The 22,584-nt window shown below is 53.8% G+C and carries 23 protein-coding genes and 1 riboswitch; of the genes, 13 read left to right on the top strand and 10 right to left on the bottom strand.

The genetic code is table 11. The features are described from left to right. Window position 1 precedes the first annotated feature (1 nt). From IXC47_RS10875 to IXC47_RS10855, 5 genes are read left to right on the top strand one after another with little or no spacing between them, the layout of a single operon-like run. Window positions 2-1,261: an efflux RND transporter periplasmic adaptor subunit gene (locus tag IXC47_RS10875; protein ID WP_195875653.1), complete on the top strand. Its 1,260-nt coding sequence runs from the start codon at window positions 2-4 to the stop codon at window positions 1,259-1,261. Beyond that, window positions 1,258-2,685, top strand: a complete 1,428-nt coding sequence (locus tag IXC47_RS10870; protein ID WP_195875652.1) for an efflux transporter outer membrane subunit — start codon at window positions 1,258-1,260, stop codon at window positions 2,683-2,685. Before IXC47_RS10875 ends, IXC47_RS10870 begins: the two co-directional genes overlap by 4 nt. Window positions 2,686-2,724: 39 nt before the next feature. After that, window positions 2,725-3,408, top strand: a complete 684-nt coding sequence (locus IXC47_RS10865; protein WP_175624389.1) for a heavy metal response regulator transcription factor — start codon at window positions 2,725-2,727, stop codon at window positions 3,406-3,408. Beyond that, a complete protein-coding gene (locus tag IXC47_RS10860; RefSeq protein ID WP_175624388.1) occupies window positions 3,405-4,796 on the top strand; it encodes a heavy metal sensor histidine kinase in 1,392 nt (463 codons plus the stop codon). Before IXC47_RS10865 ends, IXC47_RS10860 begins: the two co-directional genes overlap by 4 nt. A gap of 46 nt (window positions 4,797-4,842) precedes the next feature. Continuing rightward, window positions 4,843-5,070: a hypothetical protein gene (locus tag IXC47_RS10855; protein ID WP_175624387.1), complete on the top strand. Its 228-nt coding sequence runs from the start codon at window positions 4,843-4,845 to the stop codon at window positions 5,068-5,070. 73 nt (window positions 5,071-5,143) lie between these two features. Here IXC47_RS10855 and IXC47_RS10850 read toward each other — a convergent pair whose 3' ends face one another. From IXC47_RS10850 to IXC47_RS10840, 3 genes are all read right to left on the bottom strand, one after another. Further along, on the bottom strand, window positions 5,144-5,368 hold the full coding sequence (locus IXC47_RS10850; RefSeq protein ID WP_175624386.1) for a hypothetical protein: 225 nt from the start codon (window positions 5,366-5,368) through the stop codon (window positions 5,144-5,146). 79 nt (window positions 5,369-5,447) lie between these two features. Beyond that, window positions 5,448-6,587, bottom strand: coding sequence for a DSD1 family PLP-dependent enzyme (locus IXC47_RS10845; protein WP_195875651.1), 1,140 nt, complete (start codon window positions 6,585-6,587; stop codon window positions 5,448-5,450). Window positions 6,588-6,753: 166 nt separating this feature from the next. Beyond that, the gene (locus IXC47_RS10840; protein WP_195875650.1) at window positions 6,754-8,736 is read right to left on the bottom strand and encodes a methyl-accepting chemotaxis protein; all 1,983 of its coding nucleotides are present in this window, start codon (window positions 8,734-8,736) and stop codon (window positions 6,754-6,756) included. Between the two features lie 324 nt (window positions 8,737-9,060). Between IXC47_RS10840 and pncB the strand changes: the two genes are divergently transcribed. After that, window positions 9,061-10,254: a nicotinate phosphoribosyltransferase gene (gene pncB / locus IXC47_RS10835; RefSeq protein WP_195875649.1), complete on the top strand. Its 1,194-nt coding sequence runs from the start codon at window positions 9,061-9,063 to the stop codon at window positions 10,252-10,254. A gap of 3 nt (window positions 10,255-10,257) precedes the next feature. On the opposite strand, the gene IXC47_RS10830 is transcribed toward pncB, so the two are convergent. Together IXC47_RS10830 and IXC47_RS10825 are read right to left on the bottom strand one after the other, a co-directional pair. Further along, a complete protein-coding gene (locus tag IXC47_RS10830) occupies window positions 10,258-10,977 on the bottom strand; it encodes an OmpW/AlkL family protein (protein ID WP_195875648.1) in 720 nt (239 codons plus the stop codon). 139 nt (window positions 10,978-11,116) lie between these two features. Continuing rightward, window positions 11,117-12,058 (bottom strand): GGDEF domain-containing protein, encoded by a 942-nt coding sequence (locus IXC47_RS10825; protein WP_195875647.1) that lies wholly within the window; start codon window positions 12,056-12,058, stop codon window positions 11,117-11,119. 194 nt (window positions 12,059-12,252) lie between these two features. On the opposite strand from IXC47_RS10825, the gene IXC47_RS10820 reads away from it, so the two are divergent. Further along, window positions 12,253-12,618 carry a hypothetical protein gene (locus IXC47_RS10820; protein WP_195875646.1) on the top strand — a complete coding sequence of 122 codons (366 nt, stop codon included), beginning with the start codon at window positions 12,253-12,255 and terminating at the stop codon, window positions 12,616-12,618. Between the two features lie 69 nt (window positions 12,619-12,687). Here IXC47_RS10820 and ahpF read toward each other — a convergent pair whose 3' ends face one another. Continuing rightward, window positions 12,688-14,283 (bottom strand): alkyl hydroperoxide reductase subunit F, encoded by a 1,596-nt coding sequence (ahpF, locus tag IXC47_RS10815; protein ID WP_195875645.1) that lies wholly within the window; start codon window positions 14,281-14,283, stop codon window positions 12,688-12,690. 94 nt (window positions 14,284-14,377) lie between these two features. Then, window positions 14,378-14,941: an alkyl hydroperoxide reductase subunit C gene (ahpC, locus tag IXC47_RS10810; RefSeq protein WP_175624378.1), complete on the bottom strand. Its 564-nt coding sequence runs from the start codon at window positions 14,939-14,941 to the stop codon at window positions 14,378-14,380. A gap of 328 nt (window positions 14,942-15,269) precedes the next feature. On the opposite strand from ahpC, the gene IXC47_RS10805 reads away from it, so the two are divergent. From IXC47_RS10805 to IXC47_RS10780, 6 genes are all read left to right on the top strand, one after another. Then, window positions 15,270-16,028, top strand: a complete 759-nt coding sequence (locus IXC47_RS10805) for a class II aldolase/adducin family protein (RefSeq protein ID WP_195875644.1) — start codon at window positions 15,270-15,272, stop codon at window positions 16,026-16,028. A 34-nt stretch (window positions 16,029-16,062) separates the two neighbouring features. Beyond that, window positions 16,063-16,248 carry a 4-oxalocrotonate tautomerase gene (locus IXC47_RS10800; RefSeq protein ID WP_011979267.1) on the top strand — a complete coding sequence of 62 codons (186 nt, stop codon included), beginning with the start codon at window positions 16,063-16,065 and terminating at the stop codon, window positions 16,246-16,248. A 73-nt stretch (window positions 16,249-16,321) separates the two neighbouring features. Next, entirely contained in the window at window positions 16,322-17,419 is a 1,098-nt protein-coding gene (locus tag IXC47_RS10795; RefSeq protein WP_195875643.1) for a DNA glycosylase AlkZ-like family protein, read from the top strand. Between the two features lie 85 nt (window positions 17,420-17,504). Continuing rightward, a complete protein-coding gene (locus IXC47_RS10790) occupies window positions 17,505-18,032 on the top strand; it encodes a GreA/GreB family elongation factor (protein ID WP_195875642.1) in 528 nt (175 codons plus the stop codon). Between the two features lie 63 nt (window positions 18,033-18,095). Then, window positions 18,096-18,392 (top strand): hypothetical protein, encoded by a 297-nt coding sequence (locus IXC47_RS10785; protein ID WP_195875641.1) that lies wholly within the window; start codon window positions 18,096-18,098, stop codon window positions 18,390-18,392. 130 nt (window positions 18,393-18,522) lie between these two features. Continuing rightward, window positions 18,523-18,626: riboswitch (TPP riboswitch) on the top strand. Between the two features lie 60 nt (window positions 18,627-18,686). Further along, a complete protein-coding gene (locus IXC47_RS10780; RefSeq protein ID WP_195875640.1) occupies window positions 18,687-20,876 on the top strand; it encodes a TonB-dependent siderophore receptor in 2,190 nt (729 codons plus the stop codon). Here IXC47_RS10780 and IXC47_RS10775 read toward each other — a convergent pair. The 3 genes from IXC47_RS10775 to pnuC all read right to left on the bottom strand — a co-directional run bounded on the left by IXC47_RS10775 (window position 20,819) and on the right by pnuC (window position 22,446). Beyond that, window positions 20,819-21,238, bottom strand: coding sequence for a hypothetical protein (locus tag IXC47_RS10775; protein ID WP_195875639.1), 420 nt, complete (start codon window positions 21,236-21,238; stop codon window positions 20,819-20,821). The genes IXC47_RS10780 and IXC47_RS10775 overlap by 58 nt on opposite strands. A 78-nt stretch (window positions 21,239-21,316) precedes the next feature. Further along, window positions 21,317-21,841: an AAA family ATPase gene (locus tag IXC47_RS10770; RefSeq protein WP_195875638.1), complete on the bottom strand. Its 525-nt coding sequence runs from the start codon at window positions 21,839-21,841 to the stop codon at window positions 21,317-21,319. Beyond that, window positions 21,838-22,446: a nicotinamide riboside transporter PnuC gene (gene pnuC / locus IXC47_RS10765; RefSeq protein WP_195875637.1), complete on the bottom strand. Its 609-nt coding sequence runs from the start codon at window positions 22,444-22,446 to the stop codon at window positions 21,838-21,840. The genes IXC47_RS10770 and pnuC overlap by 4 nt, the downstream gene beginning before the upstream one ends. Between the last annotated feature and the right edge of the window lie 138 nt (window positions 22,447-22,584).

The following is a 22,584-nucleotide window of genomic DNA, read 5'->3' as shown; positions in this document are numbered from 1 at the left end:
TATGACTCAAGATCGCCACTCTGATATTGGTATCCACGGCTTGCACGCGCATCAGGCTGCGCACGGGATACAGCGTTTGCATCTGTTGTCACGCACGCGGAAGTTCGCACTGATCGTCGTTGCCGTCCTGCTGATAGGCGCTGCCATAGTCATCGGCCTGCGCTTCGCGAAAGCGACTGAGTTGGCCGAGGTATCGAAGCAGCAAGCCACGCGCTATGTCTCGGTGACCAGCCCGCGCAGTTCGGCGACGGACAATGTGCTGCGTCTGCCGGGTACGCTGCAGGGAATTATCGAGGCGCCTATCAATGCACGCACTAATGGTTATGTCAGCCGCTGGGTAAAAGACATCGGTGATCCGGTCAAGCGCGGCGATTTGCTGGCCGTGATTGATACACCGGAAGTCGCACAGCAATTGAATGAAGCCAAGGCAACACAGGCGCAAGCTACGACTAACCTGCAATTGGCGAAGAGCACCTTTGAACGCTGGGACGCGCTGCGCAAGCGCGATGCGGTATCGCAACAGGATCTGGATGAGAAGCGCAATGCACTGGCAGTCGCGGTGGCAGCGGATAACTCCAGCAAAGCGGCAGTGCAACGCCTGCAGGATCAACTGGGTTACAGCCGTATCGTTGCTCCGTTCGACGGCATCGTTACGCGCCGTAATATTGATATCGGTACCCTGGTCGATTCAGGCGGCAGCACGCGCGTGCTGTTCACGCTGGCGAAAAGCGATCCATTGCGTGTCTATGTTTATGTGCCGCAAAGCTATTCCACCCAGATCAAGGCCGGTAACACGGTAGGCATTACGCTCAATGAAATCCCGGGCAAAGTATTTGACGGTAAGATCGCCCGTACCGCAGGCGCGATCGATACGGTCACCCGTACCTTGCAGGTCGCCATCGATTTGCCGAATCCTGATGGCGTGCTGTTGCCAGGTGCATACGCGCAGGTCGCGATCAAGGCCAGCGGTGGTGATGCGAATTCGTTGACGATACCGAATAACACTTTGTTGTTCCGCCCTGAAGGTCCGCGTGTCGCAGTCGTTGGTGACGATGGCAAGGTACGCTTGCAAGCAGTCGTGATTGCACGTGAACTTGGTGTGGATATCGAACTGGCGAGTGGTGTGACCGCACAAGACAAGCTGATCATCAATCCGGCTGACTCGCTCAGCAGTGGCGACGCAGTGAGCGTGATTACGCCGCCAGCTGACAAGGCAGCTACGCCGGCTGCACCTGCCGCCGGTAAGGGGAAAGCGTCGTGATCATACGTCGACCTCCGGCCTATGCGTCCGTGCTGGCGCTGCTGATCCTGGGCGGCTGTGCGCTTGGTCCCGACTACCAGCGCCCTGCCGCACCGGTGGCGCAAGCGTGGAAAACCGAGCCCGGCTGGCAAGCCAGCAATCCGCGTGACGATGAATTAAAAGGCGCATGGTGGAAGATATTCGGCGATGCAGAACTGAATGCCTTGCAGGAGCAAGCGCTGACCAACGGACAAACTCTGGTCATCGCACAGGCACGCGTCGACCAGGCACGTGCGCAGGCAAATGTTGCGAATAGCTCCTTCTTTCCGAAAATAGGCGCGCAGGCCGGATCTGCACGTAACCGTACTTCGGCAGAACGTCCGCTGACCAATTACAACTCGCAGAATTCTTCCGTCATCCAGAACGATTTCAATGCTGCGTTTACGGTCAGCTATGAGCTCGATTTGTTTGGTCGCGTGCGACGCGCGGCTGAAGGCGCTGGTGCCAGTGCACAACAGGCGAAGGCTGATTTTGAAAATACCCGTCTGGTACTGACGGCCGAGCTGGCTGCCGATTATCTGGTGTTGCGCCAGACTGATGCAGAGATCGATGTGTTGCAGCAAACGTTGGCGGCACAAACCAAGGCGCTCGATTTTATTTCGGCACGTCATGAACTGGGCGCGGCTTCCGGTCTCGATTTGAACCAGCAACAAGGATTGACGGCGGCGACGCAGACGCAGCTGACCTTGCTGCAGGATCAGCGCGCACGTTATCAGAATGCGATCGCGACGTTGGTCGGTGTACCTGCACCTGATTTCAAATTGCCGGTAAAACTGGCGAAAACTGAAGTGCCGACGATACCGCTGACGGCTCCTGCTGCATTGCTGGAGCGTCGTCCGGATATTGCCGCGGCTGAACGTGCAATGGCTGCGGCCAATGCGCAAATCGGTGTGGCTCGCAGTGCCTACTTCCCGTCGCTGGGTTTGTCGGGTTTGTATGGCAGCGATGCGAACCAGCTCAGTAATCTGTTTAGTGCACCGGCATTGTTATGGTCTATCGGTATCAGCGCCACGCAAACCATATTTGATGGTGGTCGCACAAAAGCCAATGTTGCATTTGCCGAGGCTGGTTACCAGCAGGCAGTGGCGACGTATAGACAAAGCGTATTGGTCGCGATGCAGGAAGTGCAGGATGGCTTGAATAGCGACCTGGCACTGGCGCAGGCAATCGCATCGGCCAAGGTGGCGGCTGACAGTGCGGACAGGTCGCTGGGTTTGTCGACGGATAGATATCAGAGCGGTATCACTACCAATCTGGAGGTGGTAGTTGCGCAGCAGACCTTCCTCAACTATCGTCGGCAGGAAGTACAGTTGAACGGACAGCGTCTGGTAAATACAGTGAAACTGATCAAGGCATTGGGTGGCGGTTGGCACGCGCATGAGTAGGGTCGCCTATAAGGCAGCACAAGGAAAGATGCTTATCTTATGAAAATCCTGTTGATCGAAGATGAAGTCAAAACCGTTGCCTACCTGCAGCGCGGATTGACCGAGCAAGGCTGCATCGTTGATGTCGCCAGCAATGGTATCGACGGTCAGCATCTTGCGTTGACGGGTGATTACGACGCCATTGTGCTCGACATCATGTTGCCTGAGCGTGACGGAATTGCGGTGCTGCAGGCATTGCGGCGTGAGAAAAGTACGCCGGTCATCATGCTGACCGCGCGCGGTGAAGTCGATGATCGTATACACGGTCTGCAGACTGGCGCCGACGATTATCTGGTCAAACCATTTTCTTTCCTCGAATTGCTGGCGCGCTTGCAGGCGCTGGGGCGACGTGGTCGTCCACAGGAGTCGACACATATTCGTATTGCCGATCTGCATATAGACCTGATCGCACGCCGTGCCACGCGCGGTACGCGCAGACTGGACCTGACTGCCAAAGAGTTTGCCCTGCTAGCGGCGCTGGCACGTCATCGTGGCCAGGTATTGTCCAAAACCGTGATTGTCGAAATGGTGTGGGACGTTAACTTCGACAGTAATACCAATGTGGTGGAGGTTGCGATCAAACGTCTGCGCGCCAAGCTGGATGAGCCATCTGAAATCAAACTTCTGCATACGATACGCGGCATGGGCTATCTGCTGGAAGAGCGCAGCAAGGCGGAAACATGAACGCACGCGCCCTCGTCAGTACACATTCGATAGCCCGCCGCCTGACGCTGATGTTTGCATTGGCGGCTGCGGCGGTATTCTCCGTCACCGGTTACGCCCTGTATCAATTCCAGTGCATAGAGTTGCGGCGGCATCAGCTGCAGGAAATCAAAACACGTTTTGAATTCGTCGAAAGTCTGATCGTGCGTCGCATTAACAATGCGGAGAAGTGGACACTGCTGGAAGGCAAAATGACGGAGCTGATGCCGCAGGATGGCAGCATCATTTATCTGGTGGAAAGCAATAATCCACAGTTTCGCCTGGGCAAGCCATTCGCCAGCGATGCGAAGATCAGTAACGAAGGTAATGGTGTACGTCGCATCGTTACCGAGAACGGTACCTACCTGACCCTGAGTGGCGAGATCCCCGCCTCCGGCGAACGGCCTGCAGTATTCCTGACGGTGGGACTGGATGCCAGTGCGTTTGATAGTACCAGCCGCGCCATCAACGCTGCGCTGGTGATCGCCTTCCTGTTTGGCGTGGTGGTGGTGGCCGGACTGGGCTGGTGGATAGCGCGACGCGGGCTGGCAGCGGTCGACGAGCTATCACGTCACGCCGCCAGACTGAGCCCGCTCAATCTGGCTGAACGTATACCCGCGCGCGATTTGCCGACTGAACTGGACAGCCTGGTTCTCTCTTTTAATGGTGCGCTGGAGCGGGTCGAGCAGGCTTATGTACAGCTGTCGACTTTCAATGCCGATGTCGCACATGAGTTGCGTACACCTTTGGGGAATTTGATCGGGCAGACGCAGGTGATGTTGTCGCGTGAACGTTCGGTGGAAGAATTGACCGAAGTATTGCAATCGAACCTGGAAGAGCTGGAACGCTTGCGCACCATCATCAATGATATGTTGTTCCTGGCGCAGGCTGATCGCGGCATACGTGCGGCTAACCTGGAGCAGACATCGATTGCATCCGAAGTATTGAAGAGTGCGGAGTTCCTGGACATGCTGATTGAAGATGCTGGCGTCTCGCTGCAGATAGAAGGTGATGCCGATACGCGTATAGATCGCTCATTGTTCGGCCGTGCGATTACCAATTTGCTGTACAACGCAATCCAGCATAGTGAACGATTGTCGACTATCCGCGTGCACATCGAGCGTGCGGAGCATGCAGTGGCGGTCAAGGTCAGTAATCAGGGATCGTCAGTCGAGGCGCACCATTTGGATAGACTATTCGAACGCTTCTATCGTGTTGATTCCGCACGTAGCGATAGCGGCAATAGCCACGGCCTGGGTCTGGCTATCGTCAAGGCGATTGCGCATATGCATGGCGGGACAGTGTTTGCTGCCAGCAATACGGGTGTCACCAGTATAGGTTTTACTATAGCGGACAGTTACGACGCTTAAGTCAGTTCGCGTAGAATGATGTCATCCGATTTCGCTGAGTATAGAAATGACTAAAGTAGAACTGCAAAACGTGCGCATCGTCTGGTATCAAGACTCCATATCGGGCGAAACTGCATCTGCCGGTTACCAGGGCAAGACCCGCAATTTCTGGGTGCACCTGGAATATTTCCCGCGTGAAGTGACAGAAGCTTACTTGATGGATGAAGGCGAGGCGCGACCTGCACCGAAAGATCACTGGGCATACGCGCGCGGTGTTCTGATCTCTGAAGCCTGATTCGTTAAAGTCTGGCGACTATGAATTTCCCGTCCCTGCAGCGGACGGGAAATAGTTGGGAGCAGGTAGAAAACTACTTGGGAAACATTTCAAACGCTTCGCCGACTTTCAGTGCGACGAGGTCGTACAGTGAATGGCGCGGTTCCGGACCGGCACGTTCAAAACCTTCCACCGTATTCGGTTCTACCCCTTCAGGCGGTGGTACGAACTGCATCCAGTCTTCGTAACCGGGATGATCTTTCAGGTTGCGATTGAGTTCATCCAGGAATTCTTGCTTGTTGAGTTTTTTCAAAGCCATGGCACCCTCCTCGAAGAATAATTTATCTTAGCACGTAGCTTGGGACCTGCGAGGCCTGCCATTCGTTCAGCGTTTCCTGTCAGAACAAGGCGCCACGCGCAGATACCGGCCAAGCTTCCTGCACGGTCTGGCCGCGATAAGCGATGAGCCAGTCATGCAGGTTAACGGTAGGGTCACAATGGCTGGGAATCAGGCGTACTTTGTCACCGACGTGTACCGGTGCGGCACCCACTTCCGGCACGATCACCGTGTGCTCATCGGATAAGGTTTGCACCGACCAGCCTGGCAATTGCAGGCGCGGCAAGCCGTGATCGACGGCAAATGCTTTCAGCCCGCCATCCAGTACCGCATGTCCGGCCTGTACGCTGATGACAGTACATAAACCAAATAGCGCATGACGCAAAGGCGGACTATCCGCTGCCGGTGTATTGGCCGCATAGTCGGTATCCATTAATACATAGGAACCGGGTTGCACCTCGGTGTATAGCGACGAGCTGGCTTCCAGCATATAAGTGCCGGTGCCGCCGCCGGTAACAATGTCGCAGTGAAAATCGGAAGCTTCCAGTTCACGGATGATGCCGCGTACTTTTTCCACTGCACTGCTGACTGCTGCTGCGCGCTCTTGTGGCAGGCGCATGTGTTGTGCCGAGCCGCGGAAGGCATGGATGCCAGCGAAACGCAGGTGCGGACTGTATTGCTCTATGGTGCGTGCCAGGTCTATGGCCTGGTGCGCATTGCTGATGCCGCAACGCTGGTGGCCGATGTCTACTTCGATCAGGACATCAAGATGGCTGCCCTGCTTGCTGGCAGCATCACCGATTTGTTCGACCTGTAAAGGATGATCGACGCAGATAGCTATCTTTGCGTGCGCGGCGAGAGCGGCTACCCGCGCGACCTTGCGCAGACCGACGATCTGGTTGGTGATCAGAATATCCTGTATCCCTGCCTGCACGAAGATTTCTGCTTCGCTGACTTTCTGGCAGCAGATGCCGGTGGCGCCCGCCGCCAGCTGGCGGTGCGCAATCGCCGGACTCTTGTGTGCCTTGCCATGTGATCTTACTTTGAGGCCTGCTTGCAGCACACGGTTATGCACGCGGGTCAGGTTGTCTTCAAAGGCATCGAGATCGACCAGCAAGGCTGGTGTGTCTACGTGATCTATCGAATCGCCAGGGAGTGCCGGTGCAGCTTGCGAAGCAAACGATAATTCTTTGTGACCCATGTTGTCCTTCATGTGCATAAGTAGTGGAGAGCTAGCCCGTACTTTACGTGCAAATGCGATTTCATGTGTTACATCTGTGTGGCAGGTGTTAACGCTCGCTATGGTGCGCACATAAAAAAGCCGCTGACCTCAGGCGGGCAGCGGCTTTTGATGGAGCGACTAAAGTTTATGCAGCTTTGCGCTCCAGGCGTCTGGTATCGCTGCTGATACGCAAAGTGGTGCTGGCAGCTATGGCCTTGCTATCGGACTTCTTTGCGGCGCCTTCATCCTTGTAGACACCACAACCGATGATCAGGTCCTGGTACTTGTCGAGGTACATGGACTTGGCTTCCATCTGTTTCGAGATCGGATTGAGGAAGAGGTAATCCTGCCAGCCCCTGCCATGTGTCTTGATGATGGATAGGCGTTCCTGGATGAAGAGATTGCCTGCACCATCCTTGGCATTGATCAGGTCTTTGCCTATGAGCGCTGGATTGGCGCCGTGCGCCAGGTTTTTACCAGTCATATCGTAGACCACGACGTACAGGTCGCGATCACAGAACGGGCCGAGTTTGTTGTTGATTTCAGCGAAGGTCGCGTCCTTGCCTTTTTCATGCATGGTCGCGATTGCACGTGTCACCATTTCTGTTGCCTCATCGGCGGTGCCGTGGCCATCACTCTTGATCTTGAAGACGTCGACGACATTGTTGAGCTCGGTGGTCTGGCTTTGCAGCGATTCGGCAGCGGCTGCAGCTTGCTCGACCAGTGCCGCATTTTGCTGGGTGACCTGATCCATTTGTGCGATTGCCTGGTTGACCTGTTCTATGCCTATGCTTTGCTCGCGGCTGGCAGAGCTGATCTCATGCATGATGTTATCGACACGCTTGATGCTGGCAACTACTTCGCTCATGGTTTCACCGGCATGCGCGACCAGCTTGCTGCCGCTTTGCACCTTGTGCACCGAGTCCTCGATCAGGCCCTTGATTTCACGGGCAGCAGCGGAGCTGCGCTGTGCCAGGTTGCGTACCTCACCTGCTACCACAGCAAAGCCGCGACCTTGTTCGCCTGCGCGTGCCGCTTCGACTGCCGCATTCAGCGCGAGGATATTGGTCTGGAAGGCGATGCTGTCGATGACGCTGATGATGTCCACGATTTTCTTCGAAGACTGGTTGATCGAATCCATGGTGTTGACGACTTCGGATACGACGTTGCCGCCTTTGACCGCAACTTCGGACGCGGTGCGCGCGAGTTGATTGGCTTGTTCGGCATTCGCGGCGTTTTCCTTGACGGTGGAAGTCATTTCTTCCATCGCAGATGCAGTTTCTTCCAGCGAACTGGCTTGCTGCTCGGTACGCGAAGACAAGTCCAGGTTGCCTGCGGCAATTTCATTGGTCGCGGTGGACAGCGTCTTGGTGCCGTGACGGATATTCCATACGACATTGGCCAGGCCCTGGCCTATGCTGTTGATCGAAGTCAGCAGTTGCCCAACTTCGTCGGTGCGTTTGGTGTGCAGGCGTACGGTCAGGTCGCCGGTCGCCAGCTTGCGTGCAGTGTGCGTAGCTTGTGCCAGCGGACGCAGCAGCATGCTGCGGATTGCGCCGTAGAGCAATGCCGCCAGGATCAGTGTGGCGACGAGCGCAACAGCGGCAGAGATGTTGCGCAGGGTGGTCGCTTCTTGTGTGAATTCGCTGAGGTAAGTGTCGCCTACGACCACCCAATTTTTATCCGGCACCGCGCTGAAGATGGCGATGCGTTCTTCGCCGCTCGCATCTGCGTAGCGCAGGCTGCCTTCTTTCTGCGCCAGGATTTCCTTGGCGAGTTCACGTCCGTCAGCAGTTTTGCCGCCCAGTGCATTAGGCCCTTGCGCAGCGATGAGCAGTTTGCCGTAGCCTGCACCTTGGCTCGCGTCCAGTACCGAGTACTGTCCGCTCTGGCCTACTTTCAGTGCCAGCAGTTTTTGTTTGATGAGGACGGGGTCGTTGCTCATGCCCAGTACCAGCTGCGCTTTTGCGTTGACGTCGGCGGTCGCGCGTTGCAGCAGCAGGTCGGTGGTCACCTGGCCGCTGAGCCAGATAAATGCGCCGAAGCTGAGCGCGATCAGCAGGAAGGAAATGGCGGAAAGTCGGACACCGACGCTGAGCTTGGCTAAGTAACGCTTAAGGCTGTTCATTTCTTACTTCCATCCATGATGAGGTTGTACGAAAAACTGCGACTGGCGATGATGCCCTGTGGAAACATCATAACTGTATAACGGTTGATTTCCGCAGGAATCAAGTAATGCTGCATTGCACGATGTTGTGCGTCCGCACTACGATAAAACCGGCTAAGGACTGCGGGTGAACATTAAAAGCCAACGATTCAAACAGTTAGCGTGTAATGTTTCGGAATAGCGAGAGGTTTATTAAGGCCATATATTTTTTGTAATCGTTTTACTATCGGCATTTGCCCGGCAACAATAACGGGCAAGTCCCTTCCAAAACTTGATATAAATCAAATGATTCCTATTGTTCGCAGCCTGCTCGAAAACGATTTGTACAAGTTCACGATGTGGCAGGCGCTGCTGCACAGCCATCCGGGCGTGCAGGCTGAATATGCGTTTGTCTGTCGCAATACCCCGGCTTATCCCTTGAGTGAGTTGCAAGCAGATGTCGAGCGCGAGCTGGATCATCTGTGCACCTTGTACTTTGCCGAAGATGAACTGGCTTACCTGCGTGGCCTGCGCTTCATGAAAAGCGACTTTGTCGACTTCCTCACCGTGTTTCGTTTCCAGCGCAAATTCATTACGGTCAGTAGCGATGGCGATACCCTGAACATATATGCGGCCGGGCCGCAGGTGCATGTGATGGGCTTTGAGATCTTCGTACTCTATATAGTCAATGAACTGTATTTCCGTCGCTTCGACCAGCAAGCCGCATTGGCCGAAGGACGGCTACGACTGCAAGCGAAGATAGAGCTGCTGCGCGCCTTAGACAGTGAAGCTACACGCAAGCATCCGTTTGAATTTTTTGACTTTGGCGTGCGCCGTCGTTACTCCGCAGCCTGGCAGGAAGAGGTGGTGCTCACGCTGGCGCGTGAAGTGCCGCAGTACTTCAAAGGCAGCTCGAATGTGTATCTGGCGAAGAAGTACGGACTGACGCCTATAGGCACCATGGCACATGAATACCTGCAGGCCTATCAATCCTTTGGCGTGCGTTTGCGCGACTTCCAGAAGGCAGCGCTGGAAGACTGGGTGCAGGAATATCGCGGTGACCTCGGGATCGCATTAACCGATGTAGTTGGCATGGATGCTTTCCTCGGCGATTTCGATTTGTACTTTGCGAAGCTATTCGATGGCTTGCGCCATGATTCCGGCGATCCGGTCGTATGGGGTGAGAAAGCACTCGCGCATTATGCGAAGCTGAGGATAGATGCGATGACCAAGCGGCTGGTGTTTTCTGATGCGCTGGATTTGCCGACGGCGTTTGCGCTGTATCGTCATTTCGCTGATCGCGTCATGACCGGCTTCGGCATAGGGACGAACTTGTCGAATGATACCGGGATCAAGACTTTGAATATCGTGATGAAGCTGATGTCCTGCAACGGACAGCCTGTCGCCAAGCTGTCCGATTCTCCAGGCAAGACTTTATGTACTGATGAAACCTTCCTGGCCTATTTGCGCCAGGTGTTTCATCATCCACAAGTCAACTGATGATCAGAACTTGTAACCTACTGAGAGGAAGGTGACTAGTGGGTCGAGGGTCAGTTTGGTGGTGGCTCTGCGTGCAGCACCGCCAGCCGTTGTGCCGGTAATATCTGCGTCGGTCTTAAGCGGGATGTACGCAACAGACAATCCCAGCGACCATTTTTCCGTCAAATTGTAGGTGAGACCCACATTGGCTACCGGTGCCCATGACGAACTGAGATCTGCGGATGCTCTGCCACCTGGGCCTGCAATTGCAGCCTGCAATGATGGTGTGAGGTTTACGCTTGAATACCAGACCCGGGTGACACCAAGACCAACGAAGGGACGGAGTTGAGAGTTCTTATCGCCGAAGTACCACTTCGCAATAAGTGCTGGACTCCATTGTTTTGCTTCGCCTAACTTTCCGAGGTTGGCAAGTGTGCCGCCGCCATACAGTTTGAATTTTGGTGGGATGCCTAAATCAGCCGTAAGCGCAAAGTTATCGGTAAAGAAGTGGGTGAAGGCGATCCCTAAAGTGTCTGCATTGCTGATGGTGGCGCTGCTACCAGCGATAGGACCGAGAGCAGGGGTTCTAAAAGTAAGAGGTTCACTTTTTTCATCGGGCCGCAAATGAAACCAACCTACGTTGACGATGTTGTCGCCGGCTTGCTGCGCTGCTGCGGGTAAAGCAACTGCCGCAAGTACAGATACAGCGGCAAGTTTGGATAGCACACTTAAAGGTTTTGTCATTATTAGTCCCCTCATGTTGTTATGCTTCGGCAGTTTTTTGGAATGCGTTCTTACATTACCCTCTTCAAAAAAGTTCTACAACTGCTGGTTGAATGATTAAGCGATTTCGCAACAGTCACATAATCGGGATTTGTAAAATTTACGCGTCGGTGGCGATACAGTCGCGCCCTTTTTGTTTCGCCCGATAAAGTCTGCGGTCTACTTCTTCTATGAATTGCAGCGGCTCATCCCCATAACATGGGATGACGGTATGCACGCCGAGGCTGATGGTCAGGCGTTGACTGATGCCGGATTTTTCGTGCGGGATACATTGATCTGCGATCAGCTTGCGGCAACGTTCGGCTACAGTCAGGGCCGCGACTTCATTGGTTTCCGGCAGGACGAGGATGAATTCCTCGCCGCCAAAGCGGCCGAAGAAATCGCGTGAGCGGCTCGCCGCACTACTCAGGGTTTGTGCAACTTGCTTGAGGCAATGGTCGCCCTGGATGTGACCGTAGTGATCGTTGTATTGCTTGAAGTAATCAATATCCAACATGATGATGGAGATAGGTCGCTTGTCATTTTTGGCATTCGCCCATTCCAGTTCCATGACCGAGTCGAACATGCGGCGGTTCGCAACGCCGGTCAGGCCATCCTTGAAGGATAGGGTTTCCAGTTCCTTTTGCAGGTCGATCAGCTTGGCTTCGGTTTTTTTCCGTTCATTGATATCGAACATGAAGCCGATCAGCGCATCGACTGTGCCATCCGGTTTGCGCGCCACGTGCACGACATCACGTATCCAGACGTAGTCGCCGTTTTGCGCCAGCGCCCGATAGTCGGCTTCGTGGTCGGCACCGGCTTGCGATTGCGCGACGCAAAAGTTGACGATGGCGTCGCGTTCATCCGGGTGGATGCGCGATGCCCAGTCGTTCACCGAAACCCAGCTATCCTGCGGCCAGCCGAGCACGCCTTCGATCTGCGGGCCGATGTAGGTGAACTGCATGGTGGCCCAGTCTATCTTCCACGGTATGGCTTTGGTGGACTCAAGCAAAGTCTTATAGACGGAGCTATCCAGCTCCACCTTTGGTGCAATATCGTTCATCTTTTCCAGCTTCGATAGTTTAGCGTCATGAGTCGGCGTACAGCTGTTTACCGCCATCTTCGGCTTTTATATATGGAAATCTTATGCTGCTGCCGATCACTCTATCACGCGTAAAGCCAATAAATATGAAGTGTTGCGTGCTTTTCTCGGCTAAAAATGGATAAGCTGTCGGTATTCAAATCGCTGGAAGAAATATGACTAAGAATGAAGCCATGAAACGGGTAAATGAAGAGCTGCACGCCAACCTGTTGAATGATAAAAATACACAATGGTCGACAGTCGTGCCCTACGCGGGTGACGAAGGCTGGTGGCTGAATATCCCTTTATCGGGTTTTCGCCAGGAGCGGCATTTCCTGATCTGTAGCGAAAAGGCCAAGAGCTTCCGTCACATCCGTATCAAGGCCAATACCATATTGAGTCCTGCCACCAAGTTCCGCTGCAAGGATCAGACGGCTGATGTCTTTATCTCGGCCAAGAATCCCAAGCGCCTGGTTGATACGCTACCGGGCGGAACCAAGTTCAGTTTTGATAAGTATGTCTTTGGTGAATACAACTTTTGAGTAATGGCTACAGCCAAAGAAAAAGCCGCATTGCTGCGGCTTTTTTATTGAGCTACGTATTACTCAGGCTTAGGCCGTAACGGCTTCCGTCTTCGCTGGTGCTTCGACTTCATCCGTATCCGAACTGCGGATCAGGTAATCAAAGGCGCTCAACGATGCCTTCGCACCTTCACCGACCGCGATCACGATTTGCTTGTACGGCACCGTGGTCACGTCGCCAGCTGCAAACACACCTGGTATCGAGGTACGGCCATGCGAGTCAACTTCGATTTCGCCATGACGCGACAAGGCAACCGTACCTTTCAGCCATTCGGTGTTAGGCACCAGGCCGATCTGGATGAAGACGCCTTCCAGTTCCACCGATTTGCTTTCTTCGGTTTTGCGATCCTTGTAGACCAGGCCGTTGACGCGTTTGCCGTCGCCGGTGATTTCGGTCGTTTGTGCTGACGTGATCACAGTAACGTTGGCCAGGCTATGCAACTTGCGTTGCAAGACTGCATCAGCACGCAATTCTGCGCCGAATTCGATCAGGGTCACATGACCGACGATACCGGCCAGGTCGATTGCTGCTTCGACGCCGGAGTTACCACCACCGATGACTGCTACACGTTTGCCTTTGAACAATGGGCCGTCGCAGTGCGGGCAGTACGCAACACCTTTGTTACGGTATTCGTTTTCGCCCGGCACGTTGATGGTTTTCCAGCGTGCACCGGTTGCCAGGATCACGGATTTGCTTTTCAGCGAGCCGCCATCTTTCAACTTGATTTCGATCAGTTTGCCCGGTACCAGCTCGGACGCCTGCTGTACGTTCATGATATCGACTTCATAGCTGCGTACGTGCTGTTCCAGCGCGACGGCGAATTTCGGGCCGTCGGTTTCCTGTACCGAAACAAAGTTTTCGATCGACAGCGTATCCAGCACCTGACCGCCGAAGCGTTCAGCGACTACACCAGTACGTATGCCTTTGCGTGCTGCATAAATCGCTGCTGCTGCACCTGCAGGTCCGCCGCCGACGATCAGCACGTCATACGGTGCTTTCGCGCTCAGCTCTTCGGCTTTGCGTTTGTTGCCGCCGGTGTCGAGCTTGGCCAGGATCTGTTCGATGCTGACGCGACCAGACTCGAACGGTTGCCCGTTCATGAAGGTCGTCGGCACAGCCATGATCTCGCGGTCCTTGACTTCGTCCTGGAACAAACCACCATCAATCGTGATGGCGCGGATGCGCGGATTGATCAAAGCCATGACGTTGAACGCCTGCACAACTTCCGGGCAGTTATGGCAAGACAAAGACATATAAGTTTCGAAGGTGTAGTCACCGTCCAGGTTACGAATCTGTTCAATGACCGAGTCTTCGAGTTTCAATGGGTGGCCGCCGGTTTGCAGCAAGGCCAAGACCAGAGAAGTGAATTCGTGTCCCATCGGAATCGCGGCGAATTGTATGCCTGCGTGTGCGTCCGGGCGCTTGATTACAAAAGAAGGTTTGCGCTCGTTGTCATCGGTGCGTTCGACCAGTGTGATCTTGTCGGTCAGCACGACGATTTCTTGCAGCAACTCCTGCAATTCACGAGATTTGTCGCTGCCATCGAGTGACGCAACGATCTCGATCGGTTGCACGATCTTTTCCAAATAAGCGGCTAATTGGGTTTTGAGATTGGCATCTAACATGATGGTCCCTGCTTTCTATTCAGTTTAAAAATAAAGTCCTGCATGTCCGGGCCACACGGCCCGGACAGTCTTGCAACTACTTCTTAATTACAACTTAGATTTTGCCGACCAGATCCAGCGATGGAGCCAGGGTTTTTTCGCCATCTTTCCATTTTGCCGGGCAAACTTCGTTCGGGTGAGCAGCTGTGTATTGAGCAGCTTTCAGCTTGCGCAGAGTTTCCGAAACGTCACGAGCGATTTCGTTCGAATGGATTTCCAGGGTTTTGATAACGCCGTCTGGATTGACTACGAACGTACCGCGCAGCGACAGGCCTTCTTCAGGAATGTGCACGCCGAATGCGTTGGTCAGTTGGTGAGTTGGGTCGCCAACCAATGGGAATTTAGCTTTGCCAACTGCTGGCGATGTTTCGTGCCAAACTTTGTGCGAGAAGTGGGTATCGGTTGTAACGATATAAACTTCGGTACCCAATTTTTGGAATTCTGCATAGCTGTCAGCTGCATCTTCAACTTCGGTTGGGCAGTTGAATGTGAACGCTGCTGGCATGAAAATCAGCACGGACCATTTGCCCTTCAACGATTGTTCGGTAACTTCAATGAACTTGCCGTTGTGGAAAGCTTGGGTCTTGAATGGCTGGACCTGTGTATTAATAAGGGACATGTCGTATTTCCTTAGTTGGGTTAAAAAAAGAGGGTTCGTTACTGCACAAGTACGAATGATAGACAAGTATCCATCATTTGCATAATTGATTTAATTTTGCAAATCAATTTATTTTCGCTATCAAGAAGGCGAAGCCATAGCCGATATCGAATCCACTATTATGCAGTCTTACTGCGACTCCGGTGTGACAAGCCGGTTTTTAAAGAAAAATCGATGTGAAATCGACGGATTTCAGCCGGAATCGGCGGGCTGCACGCTATGGCTCTATAATTTCACCCTTGGTGACGCCGGTACGGCGTCGTTTGCTTCAAATACTTGGCAAGGTGATATGACTACCCCAGCAACTCCACCCGCAGGCATGAGCGCCGCCGAATGGCAGGTCCGCATAGACCTCGCTGCTTGCTACCATTTATGTGCCCTCAAGAATTGGGACGACCTGATCTATACACACATCTCGGCGACGGTACCGGGCGAAGAAGGTCGTTTCCTGATCAATCCTTTTGGCTTCCGCTTCGATGAAATCACCGCATCCAATCTGGTGAAGATCGACTTGCAGGGCAATATCATCGGCGACCAGACCTATCGCGTGAATGTCACTGGCTTCGCAATCCACGGTGCGGTGCATGCAGCACGCGCAGATGCGATGTGCGTCATGCATCTGCATAATGAAAATGGGGTCGCGATCGGCATGCAACAAGGGGGCTTGTTGCCCTTGTCGCAGCACGCGATGCGCTTCTATCAACAGATCGGTTATCACGACTACGAAGGCCTGGCCCTGTCGCCAGTGGAGCAGGTGCGTCTGATAGAACGCCTGGGTGACTACCCGGCCATGCTCTTGCGTAACCACGGTACGCTGATCAGCGGTCGCACGATAGCGGAAGCCTATGTGCTGATGGATACGCTGGACAAAGCCTGCTCTTTTCAGCTGAAAGCACAATCCGGCGGCGGTCCGCTGAATATACCGGCCCCAGAAATCTGCGCCAAGACCTACAAGGAATTGCTGGGCGACGGCTCGCCGGAAGGCATACTCGAATGGCCTGCGCTGCTGCGCAAATTGGATGCAGTGTCGCCGTCTTATCGTAACTAATCGTTTTAATACTACTAACTAAAAAGGAAAACTCATGCCTACCATCAATGTGCAATTATTCGAAGGTCGTACCGTTGAACAAAAACGTGCATTCGTCAAAGCGGTGACCGAAGCGACGGTCGCGACTCTGGGTTCCAGCGCTGAATCCGTCGATATCATCATCGAAGACGTGAAGCGTGAAAACTGGGCGACTGGCGGCAAACTCTGGTCTGACGTTTAAGTCCGATGCTGAAGTGCACGCGCTTACAGGCGTGCACTTCTAGTCCGCAGTACATCAGCACTTTCACTCTCCCATGTCCACTCAACCGAGTCTGGAAGACCTGCGTCGCTACGCGGTTGCGCGGACTTTGTTCAGGCCGACCACGCTGCCAGCAGCGATCCAGCGTCTGGGTTTTGTACAGGCAGATCCGATACGAGCGCCAGCCCGGGCGCAAGATTTGACGCTGCGTCATCGCGTCAAGGATTACCGTGCCGGCGATCTGGAGCGTCGCTATGCGCGTCTCGCGATCGACGAAGACTGCTTCGTCAACTACGGCTTTCTGCCACGTGCACATCTGGCGCTGATGCATCCACGCCAGCCTAAGAAAACCTGGAATGCCGAAACTCAGCGCAAGGCGGCTGACGTACTGGCCTTCGTGCGTGAGCGCGGTGTGGTTCATCCACGCGAGGTCGAACAACATTTCGCGCACGGACGTGTGCAAAACTATTGGGGTGGCTCCAGCAATGCCAGCACGCAATTGCTGGATGGCATGCATTACCGCGGGCTGTTGCGGGTGAAGCGACGCGATAGTGGTACACGTGTCTACGAAGTGGCGACGCATCCACCTGCGGATGATAGCCCCACGGCCGGTGCACTACGTGCGGCAGCCCTGCTCGAATTGATACTGCGCAAATACGCGCCATTGCCAGCCGCCAGTCTGACTTACCTGGCGCGCTTGCTAGGCTACGGAGCACCCCATCTGGCGGCGCAGACGCAAGCAGCACTGCGACTGGCACGTGAGCATCTGGCCAGCTGTCGTATTGATGGCACCACCTGGTACTGGCCCGTTGATGAAAACCCTCGTTCACGTCGTTATGCTGTCGACGATAGTGTGCGATTACTCGCACCTTTTGATCCGGTGGTCTGGGATCGGCGTCGCTTCGCCTTGCTCTGGGACTGGACCTACAAATTCGAAGCCTATACGCCGCCAGCCCGACGCCAGTACGGTTACTACGCGTTGCCCATGCTCTGGCGTGATCAGGTCATAGGCTGGGCGAATGTGTCAGTGCGTGATGGTCAACCGGAAGCTACATTCGGCTATGTGGCAGGTCCAGCACCCAAAGCGGCCGCTTTCCGCAATGCATTGGACGAAGAGCTACATCGTATGGAACTCTTCCTTAGTCCACGTTGATGCCTTCGTGCTGCAACGTACAGCAGTTTCTCCCAGGATGCGCTAAGGTAGTCGTCTATGCATGTGTAGTGGCAGGAGTGCGATCATGAACAAGGCATTTGTAAAAGAAACGAATGACGACGATGCGGTATCGCCAATGCCGGAGATGCCAGTCGGCGTCAGGAACTACATCACGCCGGACGGTTATCACGCACTGCAAACAGAATTGCAGCATTTGCTGGATGTCGCACGACCTGCGGCTTTGCAGGCAGACGCTGAAAGTGCCGATATGGAATCCGCGCCGGAAGCATCGCTACGCGAAATTGATACACGCATCCATTACTTGCAGACTCGCCTGGAAACGGCAGAGATAGTCGATGCCAGTGTGCATGCAGATGGCGACCAGATATTCTTTGGTGCAACGGTGGAATACGACAATGCTGCTGGTGAACGGCATCGAGTCACTATCGTGGGCCTGGATGAGCTGGATCCGGCGCAAGGGCGAATCAGCTGGTTATCACCACTCGCGCAAAGCCTGCTGGGTGCGCACGAAGGCGATGCGGTATCGTTAGAGACACCAGCCGGTGACGAAGAGTTGCAAGTGTTGACAGTACGTTATCCGCGCAGCAGTTGAACGTGTGTTGTTGCACGTTGTCCTATAGTTAAGCGCACTATCTACCATCGCAAGGAGTCTCACATGACAGAGCACAGTTCCAAAGCGAAACAGGCAGTTGCAGGTAAACCGTCCGACGTAACAATGCATACACATGACGAAGAGCTGCTGGACGATGCATTGGAGGCGACATTTCCTGCCAGTGATCCGGTGGCAGAAATGCCGCATGACAGCGAACCGTCCAAGCAGGAAAAAGCGAAGGACGAATTGCTTGATACGGCATTGGATCTGAGCTTCCCTGCCAGCGATCCCATCTCTGTAACCTCCGGTATTACGCGTATCCGCCAGGGCACATCGGCGATCACCAAAAAGGTCAAATAAGCCGTATCAGCTGTTGACGATCCGGCGGGCAGGTCCCGCCGTTTTGTTGACCTCGGTTAAGATCGGCGAAATTTGCGGCAACTTGCAGCAAAAATGCCATTCCGTCCGCTTCTTCTTTCGTGTTACCATTCGGCCACGCTAGGGGTCCTGAAGAGTTAAACGTCTTCGGGTGAGATAAAACCCTCCGTACCTGACCTGGATAATGCCAGCGTAGGGAAGCGCAAAGTCCACGCAATTTCTTTGTCCATTCCTTCGCGCGCATTGGTTTTTCTAACGCGATTGATTGAACAAAACATGTCTGCACCACATTCCCGTCGTTCCCTGATTGCCCTGGCTGTTGCCCAAGCCTGTGCGTTTGCGCCTGTCGCCATGGCAGAGTCTGCTGAAAACGTCTTGCCCGAAGTGGTCGTCACTTCCGAATCGGCACCTGACGGTATCGCACGCAATGCCAGCGTTGGCGGTTTCACGGAAACACCTTTGTTGCAGACACCCGCATCCATTAGCGTCATCACTGCTGAACAGATGCAGGAACGCAGCATACGTACCGCAACCGATGCGGTGAAATACGATGCCAGCGTACAGAACTCCTATAACGCGGTCGGTCTGTCCGACTGGTTCGCGATCCGCGGCTTCACGCTGGACATGGGCTCGAACTATCGCAAGGACGGCATGGTCATCCTCGCGCATTCCGCGATCCCGATGGAAAACAAGGAGCGTCTGGAAATCTTGAAGGGCCTGGCGGGTTTGCAGGCAGGTACTGCATCTTCGGGCGGCATTCTTAACTATGTAACGAAGCGGCCAACCGACACACCACTGCGTTCGGCTACATTTGAAGTGCGCGAACGTGGCACGATTTATAGCGCAATAGATTTGGGTGGCCGTTCGGAAGACAAACGTTTTGGTTATCGCATTAATGCAGCAGCGGAAGACATTAAATCCTATGTGAAGGGTTCTAACGGCGATCGTCGCTTTGTTTCTGGTGCGTTTGACTGGCGTATCAGCCCGCGAGCTTTGCTGCAGGTCGATATGGATTACCAGCACAAGTCGCAACTGACAGTGCCGGGTTTCCAGTTACTGGGGCCGGATAATCGCATTCCTACTGGGGTGAGCGGCAAAACCATGTTGAATAATCAGCCATGGAGCAGACCGGTAACGGATGATACGAACAATCTCGGTATAAAGTTTGAATACGAACTCAACGACAATTGGCGTACCACTTTGCAGGCAAACAAATTCGAACTGCGTCGTGATGATGCGGTGGCACTGGCCTCCGGTTGCGCGAATATCAACGCAGATCCTATGGTCATTCCTAGCGGTTGTGGCAATCCATTTGTTGGTTACAACGCAAACGGTGATTTTGCCATGTACGATTTGCGTCGTGAGAATGACAAACGAACGGTGATGACGACCCAGGCAATGTTGCAGGGTAACTTTACAACCGGTGGAATCAAGCATGCTTTGACTACTGGTATCTCGACGTTGAATCGTCGTGATAATTTTGCCGATTATCTTTTTGATTTTGTCGGTTACGGCAACATATATAACACCGTTCCTTATACGTACTCACTTGGTCCGACGAATCCGGTTGTGTTACGCCGCAAAGACGAAGAGCGTTCGATATTTGTGCAAGACATCTTGAGCTTGAATGATCAATTCAAGTTGCACGCAGGTCTGCGTTACACGAAACTGAAGCGGGTTCAGTTTGATAAAGATGGTGCGAACATCAGAAATACGGACGGTGACTACATATTGCCGAACGTCGCTTTAGTTTATAGCCCCAAAGCAAATCTCTCTTTGTATGCATCCTACTCGCAAGGGCTGGAACCGGGAGGGGAAATTCCATCCGGTAATACGAATGCCGAATCTGTATTGGATCCGAATAAATCCAAGCAGGTGGAAGTTGGGATCAAGACCGACCTTACAGCGGACATCAGCGTGTCTGCTGCATTGTTCCAGATCAAACGCGATAACGAGTATCTGAACCCAGCTTCTTTGTATGTAGTCGCGGGCAAGCAGGTTCATCGAGGTCTGGAGTTGGCGGCACAAGGACGTGCGACGCGTAACTTGATGTTGGGTGCGAGCTTTACGGCATTGCAGGCAAATATGGAAGGTACCGGTGACGCGAATGTCGAAGGCAAGCGCGTTGGTAATGTGCCTAAGTTCAAGTCAGCGGTATATGTAGACTATGCGTTGCCACAGATGCCAGCAGTCAAGTTGAATGCGACCTGGATTTATTCGACCAGCAAGGTGTTTGCACCGAATAGTGAGATCGCTGCTTTGAACAAACGAGTCGATGGCTATCACGTCCTGAACGTGGGTGCGCGTTATGCGACTAAGATCAGCGGCAAGACGACTACCTTCCGCTTTGGCATCGATAATGTCTTTAATAAATTCTACTGGGGTGATGCAGCGAATGCGTTTGGTGGCTATCTGATTCCAGGTGCCCCGCGTTTGGCCAGATTGTCGGCACAAGTGGATTTCTGATTCGGCTTGTTTGATTTTAAAAATGCCACCGTAGCTCCGGTGGCATTTTTTATTGGGTGCTTGGTTTGTGTATTGATTGTTGCTGATTCGGCTCTCTCTCCGTAGAGAGTGGGGTTGCCGGGGGTGGCCCGGCGGCCACTCACTTTCTTTGCTTCGCCAAAGAAAGTGAGCAAAGAAAGGCGACCACGGCACCGCTGCCCCTGCGGGGTTTCCGTTTGTGCGGGACAAAAATGGGACGTGGATGAAACTCGCTGCCCTTGCAGGGCGCGTATCCGCTTGCAAGCGGATACCGTTACGCAGGCGCGGAACAGTGTTCCGTAAATTCTCTGCGACACCTCAAACACATCCACTTCTTTTTCCATTTTCTGTCCCGCACAAACGGCATCGTCATAGTGGACAAGATCTACAGCCTCTTTGCTCGTTACGCATGTACGGCAAAGCTAGCTCTGTGTTAATAAGTAAGCAGCAACTTGCTTCACCCGCTCTTCAGTATCCCCGGCAACCAGCAAATAGGCTATCCGTTCGCTATCTAATTGCCGCAGCAAACGCCTGTGCACCTCCTGCCGCACACTATCCGATTCCCGCTGCAATCCATCAGCAACCCAAGGATTACTCGGTTCAGCCACGATGGTGCACTCATAGCGATGTTCACGCGCCAACTCCATGAGTGCCGCATCAGCTGCACCAAAATAGAATTCGCTATAGAGCGCCGTCATCAACGGCGTGGTGTCACAGAACAGATAGCGATTTGCTTGCTCAATGGCCAAGTCTTCCCGCGCGATCTGGGTTTGCGCAATCAGTATCTGCTCGTGTGCTTGCGGCGTGCGTTTATTCACTTCCACAAATTCACGCAGATACTCAGGCACCCAGACGGTCTGGTAGTGATCTGCCAATGCCGCAGCCAGTGTCGATTTGCCGGTCGATTCTGCGCCGAGTAATGCGATACGCCGTACCGGGCTGGTCATTGCTGCGGCTCCTGTTCACGCAGCGATTTCGCCCATGCACGCAAGCCGACTACCGCCAACACGGCAAAGATCGCAAACAGCAGTGCGGTGAGGTAGAGGTTTTTATGCAGATACAAGGCGATGTAGATCAGGTCGATCACTATCCATGCGTACCAGTTCTCCAGCTTCTTGCGCGAGAGCAGGATTTGACCGACCAGGCTACCTGCAGTGAGGAAGGCGTCTATGTGCGGAACATCGGTATCGGTGAACATGCGCAGGAAGGCGGCAATGGCGAAGAAGCCGACCAGCCATGCCGCTGCTGAATACAGCCAGGAACGTGGCGCCATACGTGACACCTGGATGCCGTGATGCGTGGTGCCGCCAAACAGCCATTGATACCAGCCCCACAGCGAGACTGCGATGAAAAAGAATTGTAGCGACATGTCGCCATATATCTTGCTGTCGTAGAACACGACTGCGTACGTCGCGGCGGATATGATGGAGAATAACCATGCCCAAGGTGATTGACGGATGTTGAGCAATACCATGCATAGCGCTAGCGCAAAGGAAACCAGTTCCAGCGCGGTGGTGTCGACCAGACCGAAAATCGTAAACGTGTCATTCATGCGCAGTGGGCTATATTTAGATATGCGCAGTTTGACGGCGCTGTATGCGTGGGTGGATAGCTCGAAGCGTGCTACGCCCCGACATCAGAGTCCGCAGTATATTAAAGAAAACACGAGTGCGAATTTATTTCCGCGATT

The sequence above is a fragment of the Herminiimonas contaminans genome, from assembly GCF_015645465.1.
Lineage (GTDB): Bacteria > Pseudomonadota > Gammaproteobacteria > Burkholderiales > Burkholderiaceae_D > Oxalicibacterium > Oxalicibacterium contaminans.
This window is presented reverse-complemented; position numbering and strand designations above follow the sequence as displayed.

Coding starts and splice junctions, on each gene's coding strand:
- IXC47_RS10805 (WP_195875644.1), top strand. CDS start 15,270: ATGACTACCCCAGCAACTCCACCCGCAGGCATGAGCGCCGCCGAATGG.
- ahpC (WP_175624378.1), bottom strand. CDS start 14,941: ATGTCCCTTATTAATACACAGGTCCAGCCATTCAAGACCCAAGCTTTC.
- IXC47_RS10790 (WP_195875642.1), top strand. CDS start 17,505: ATGAACAAGGCATTTGTAAAAGAAACGAATGACGACGATGCGGTATCG.
- IXC47_RS10775 (WP_195875639.1), bottom strand. CDS start 21,238: ATGGAAAAAGAAGTGGATGTGTTTGAGGTGTCGCAGAGAATTTACGGA.
- IXC47_RS10785 (WP_195875641.1), top strand. CDS start 18,096: ATGACAGAGCACAGTTCCAAAGCGAAACAGGCAGTTGCAGGTAAACCG.
- IXC47_RS10800 (WP_011979267.1), top strand. CDS start 16,063: ATGCCTACCATCAATGTGCAATTATTCGAAGGTCGTACCGTTGAACAA.
- IXC47_RS10845 (WP_195875651.1), bottom strand. CDS start 6,587: ATGGGTCACAAAGAATTATCGTTTGCTTCGCAAGCTGCACCGGCACTC.
- IXC47_RS10830 (WP_195875648.1), bottom strand. CDS start 10,977: ATGACAAAACCTTTAAGTGTGCTATCCAAACTTGCCGCTGTATCTGTA.
- IXC47_RS10855 (WP_175624387.1), top strand. CDS start 4,843: ATGACTAAAGTAGAACTGCAAAACGTGCGCATCGTCTGGTATCAAGAC.
- pnuC (WP_195875637.1), bottom strand. CDS start 22,446: ATGAATGACACGTTTACGATTTTCGGTCTGGTCGACACCACCGCGCTG.
- pncB (WP_195875649.1), top strand. CDS start 9,061: ATGATTCCTATTGTTCGCAGCCTGCTCGAAAACGATTTGTACAAGTTC.
- ahpF (WP_195875645.1), bottom strand. CDS start 14,283: ATGTTAGATGCCAATCTCAAAACCCAATTAGCCGCTTATTTGGAAAAG.
- IXC47_RS10795 (WP_195875643.1), top strand. CDS start 16,322: ATGTCCACTCAACCGAGTCTGGAAGACCTGCGTCGCTACGCGGTTGCG.
- IXC47_RS10850 (WP_175624386.1), bottom strand. CDS start 5,368: ATGGCTTTGAAAAAACTCAACAAGCAAGAATTCCTGGATGAACTCAAT.
- IXC47_RS10865 (WP_175624389.1), top strand. CDS start 2,725: ATGAAAATCCTGTTGATCGAAGATGAAGTCAAAACCGTTGCCTACCTG.
- IXC47_RS10875 (WP_195875653.1), top strand. CDS start 2: ATGACTCAAGATCGCCACTCTGATATTGGTATCCACGGCTTGCACGCG.
- IXC47_RS10840 (WP_195875650.1), bottom strand. CDS start 8,736: ATGAACAGCCTTAAGCGTTACTTAGCCAAGCTCAGCGTCGGTGTCCGA.
- IXC47_RS10770 (WP_195875638.1), bottom strand. CDS start 21,841: ATGACCAGCCCGGTACGGCGTATCGCATTACTCGGCGCAGAATCGACC.
- IXC47_RS10780 (WP_195875640.1), top strand. CDS start 18,687: ATGTCTGCACCACATTCCCGTCGTTCCCTGATTGCCCTGGCTGTTGCC.
- IXC47_RS10825 (WP_195875647.1), bottom strand. CDS start 12,058: ATGAACGATATTGCACCAAAGGTGGAGCTGGATAGCTCCGTCTATAAG.
- IXC47_RS10820 (WP_195875646.1), top strand. CDS start 12,253: ATGACTAAGAATGAAGCCATGAAACGGGTAAATGAAGAGCTGCACGCC.
- IXC47_RS10860 (WP_175624388.1), top strand. CDS start 3,405: ATGAACGCACGCGCCCTCGTCAGTACACATTCGATAGCCCGCCGCCTG.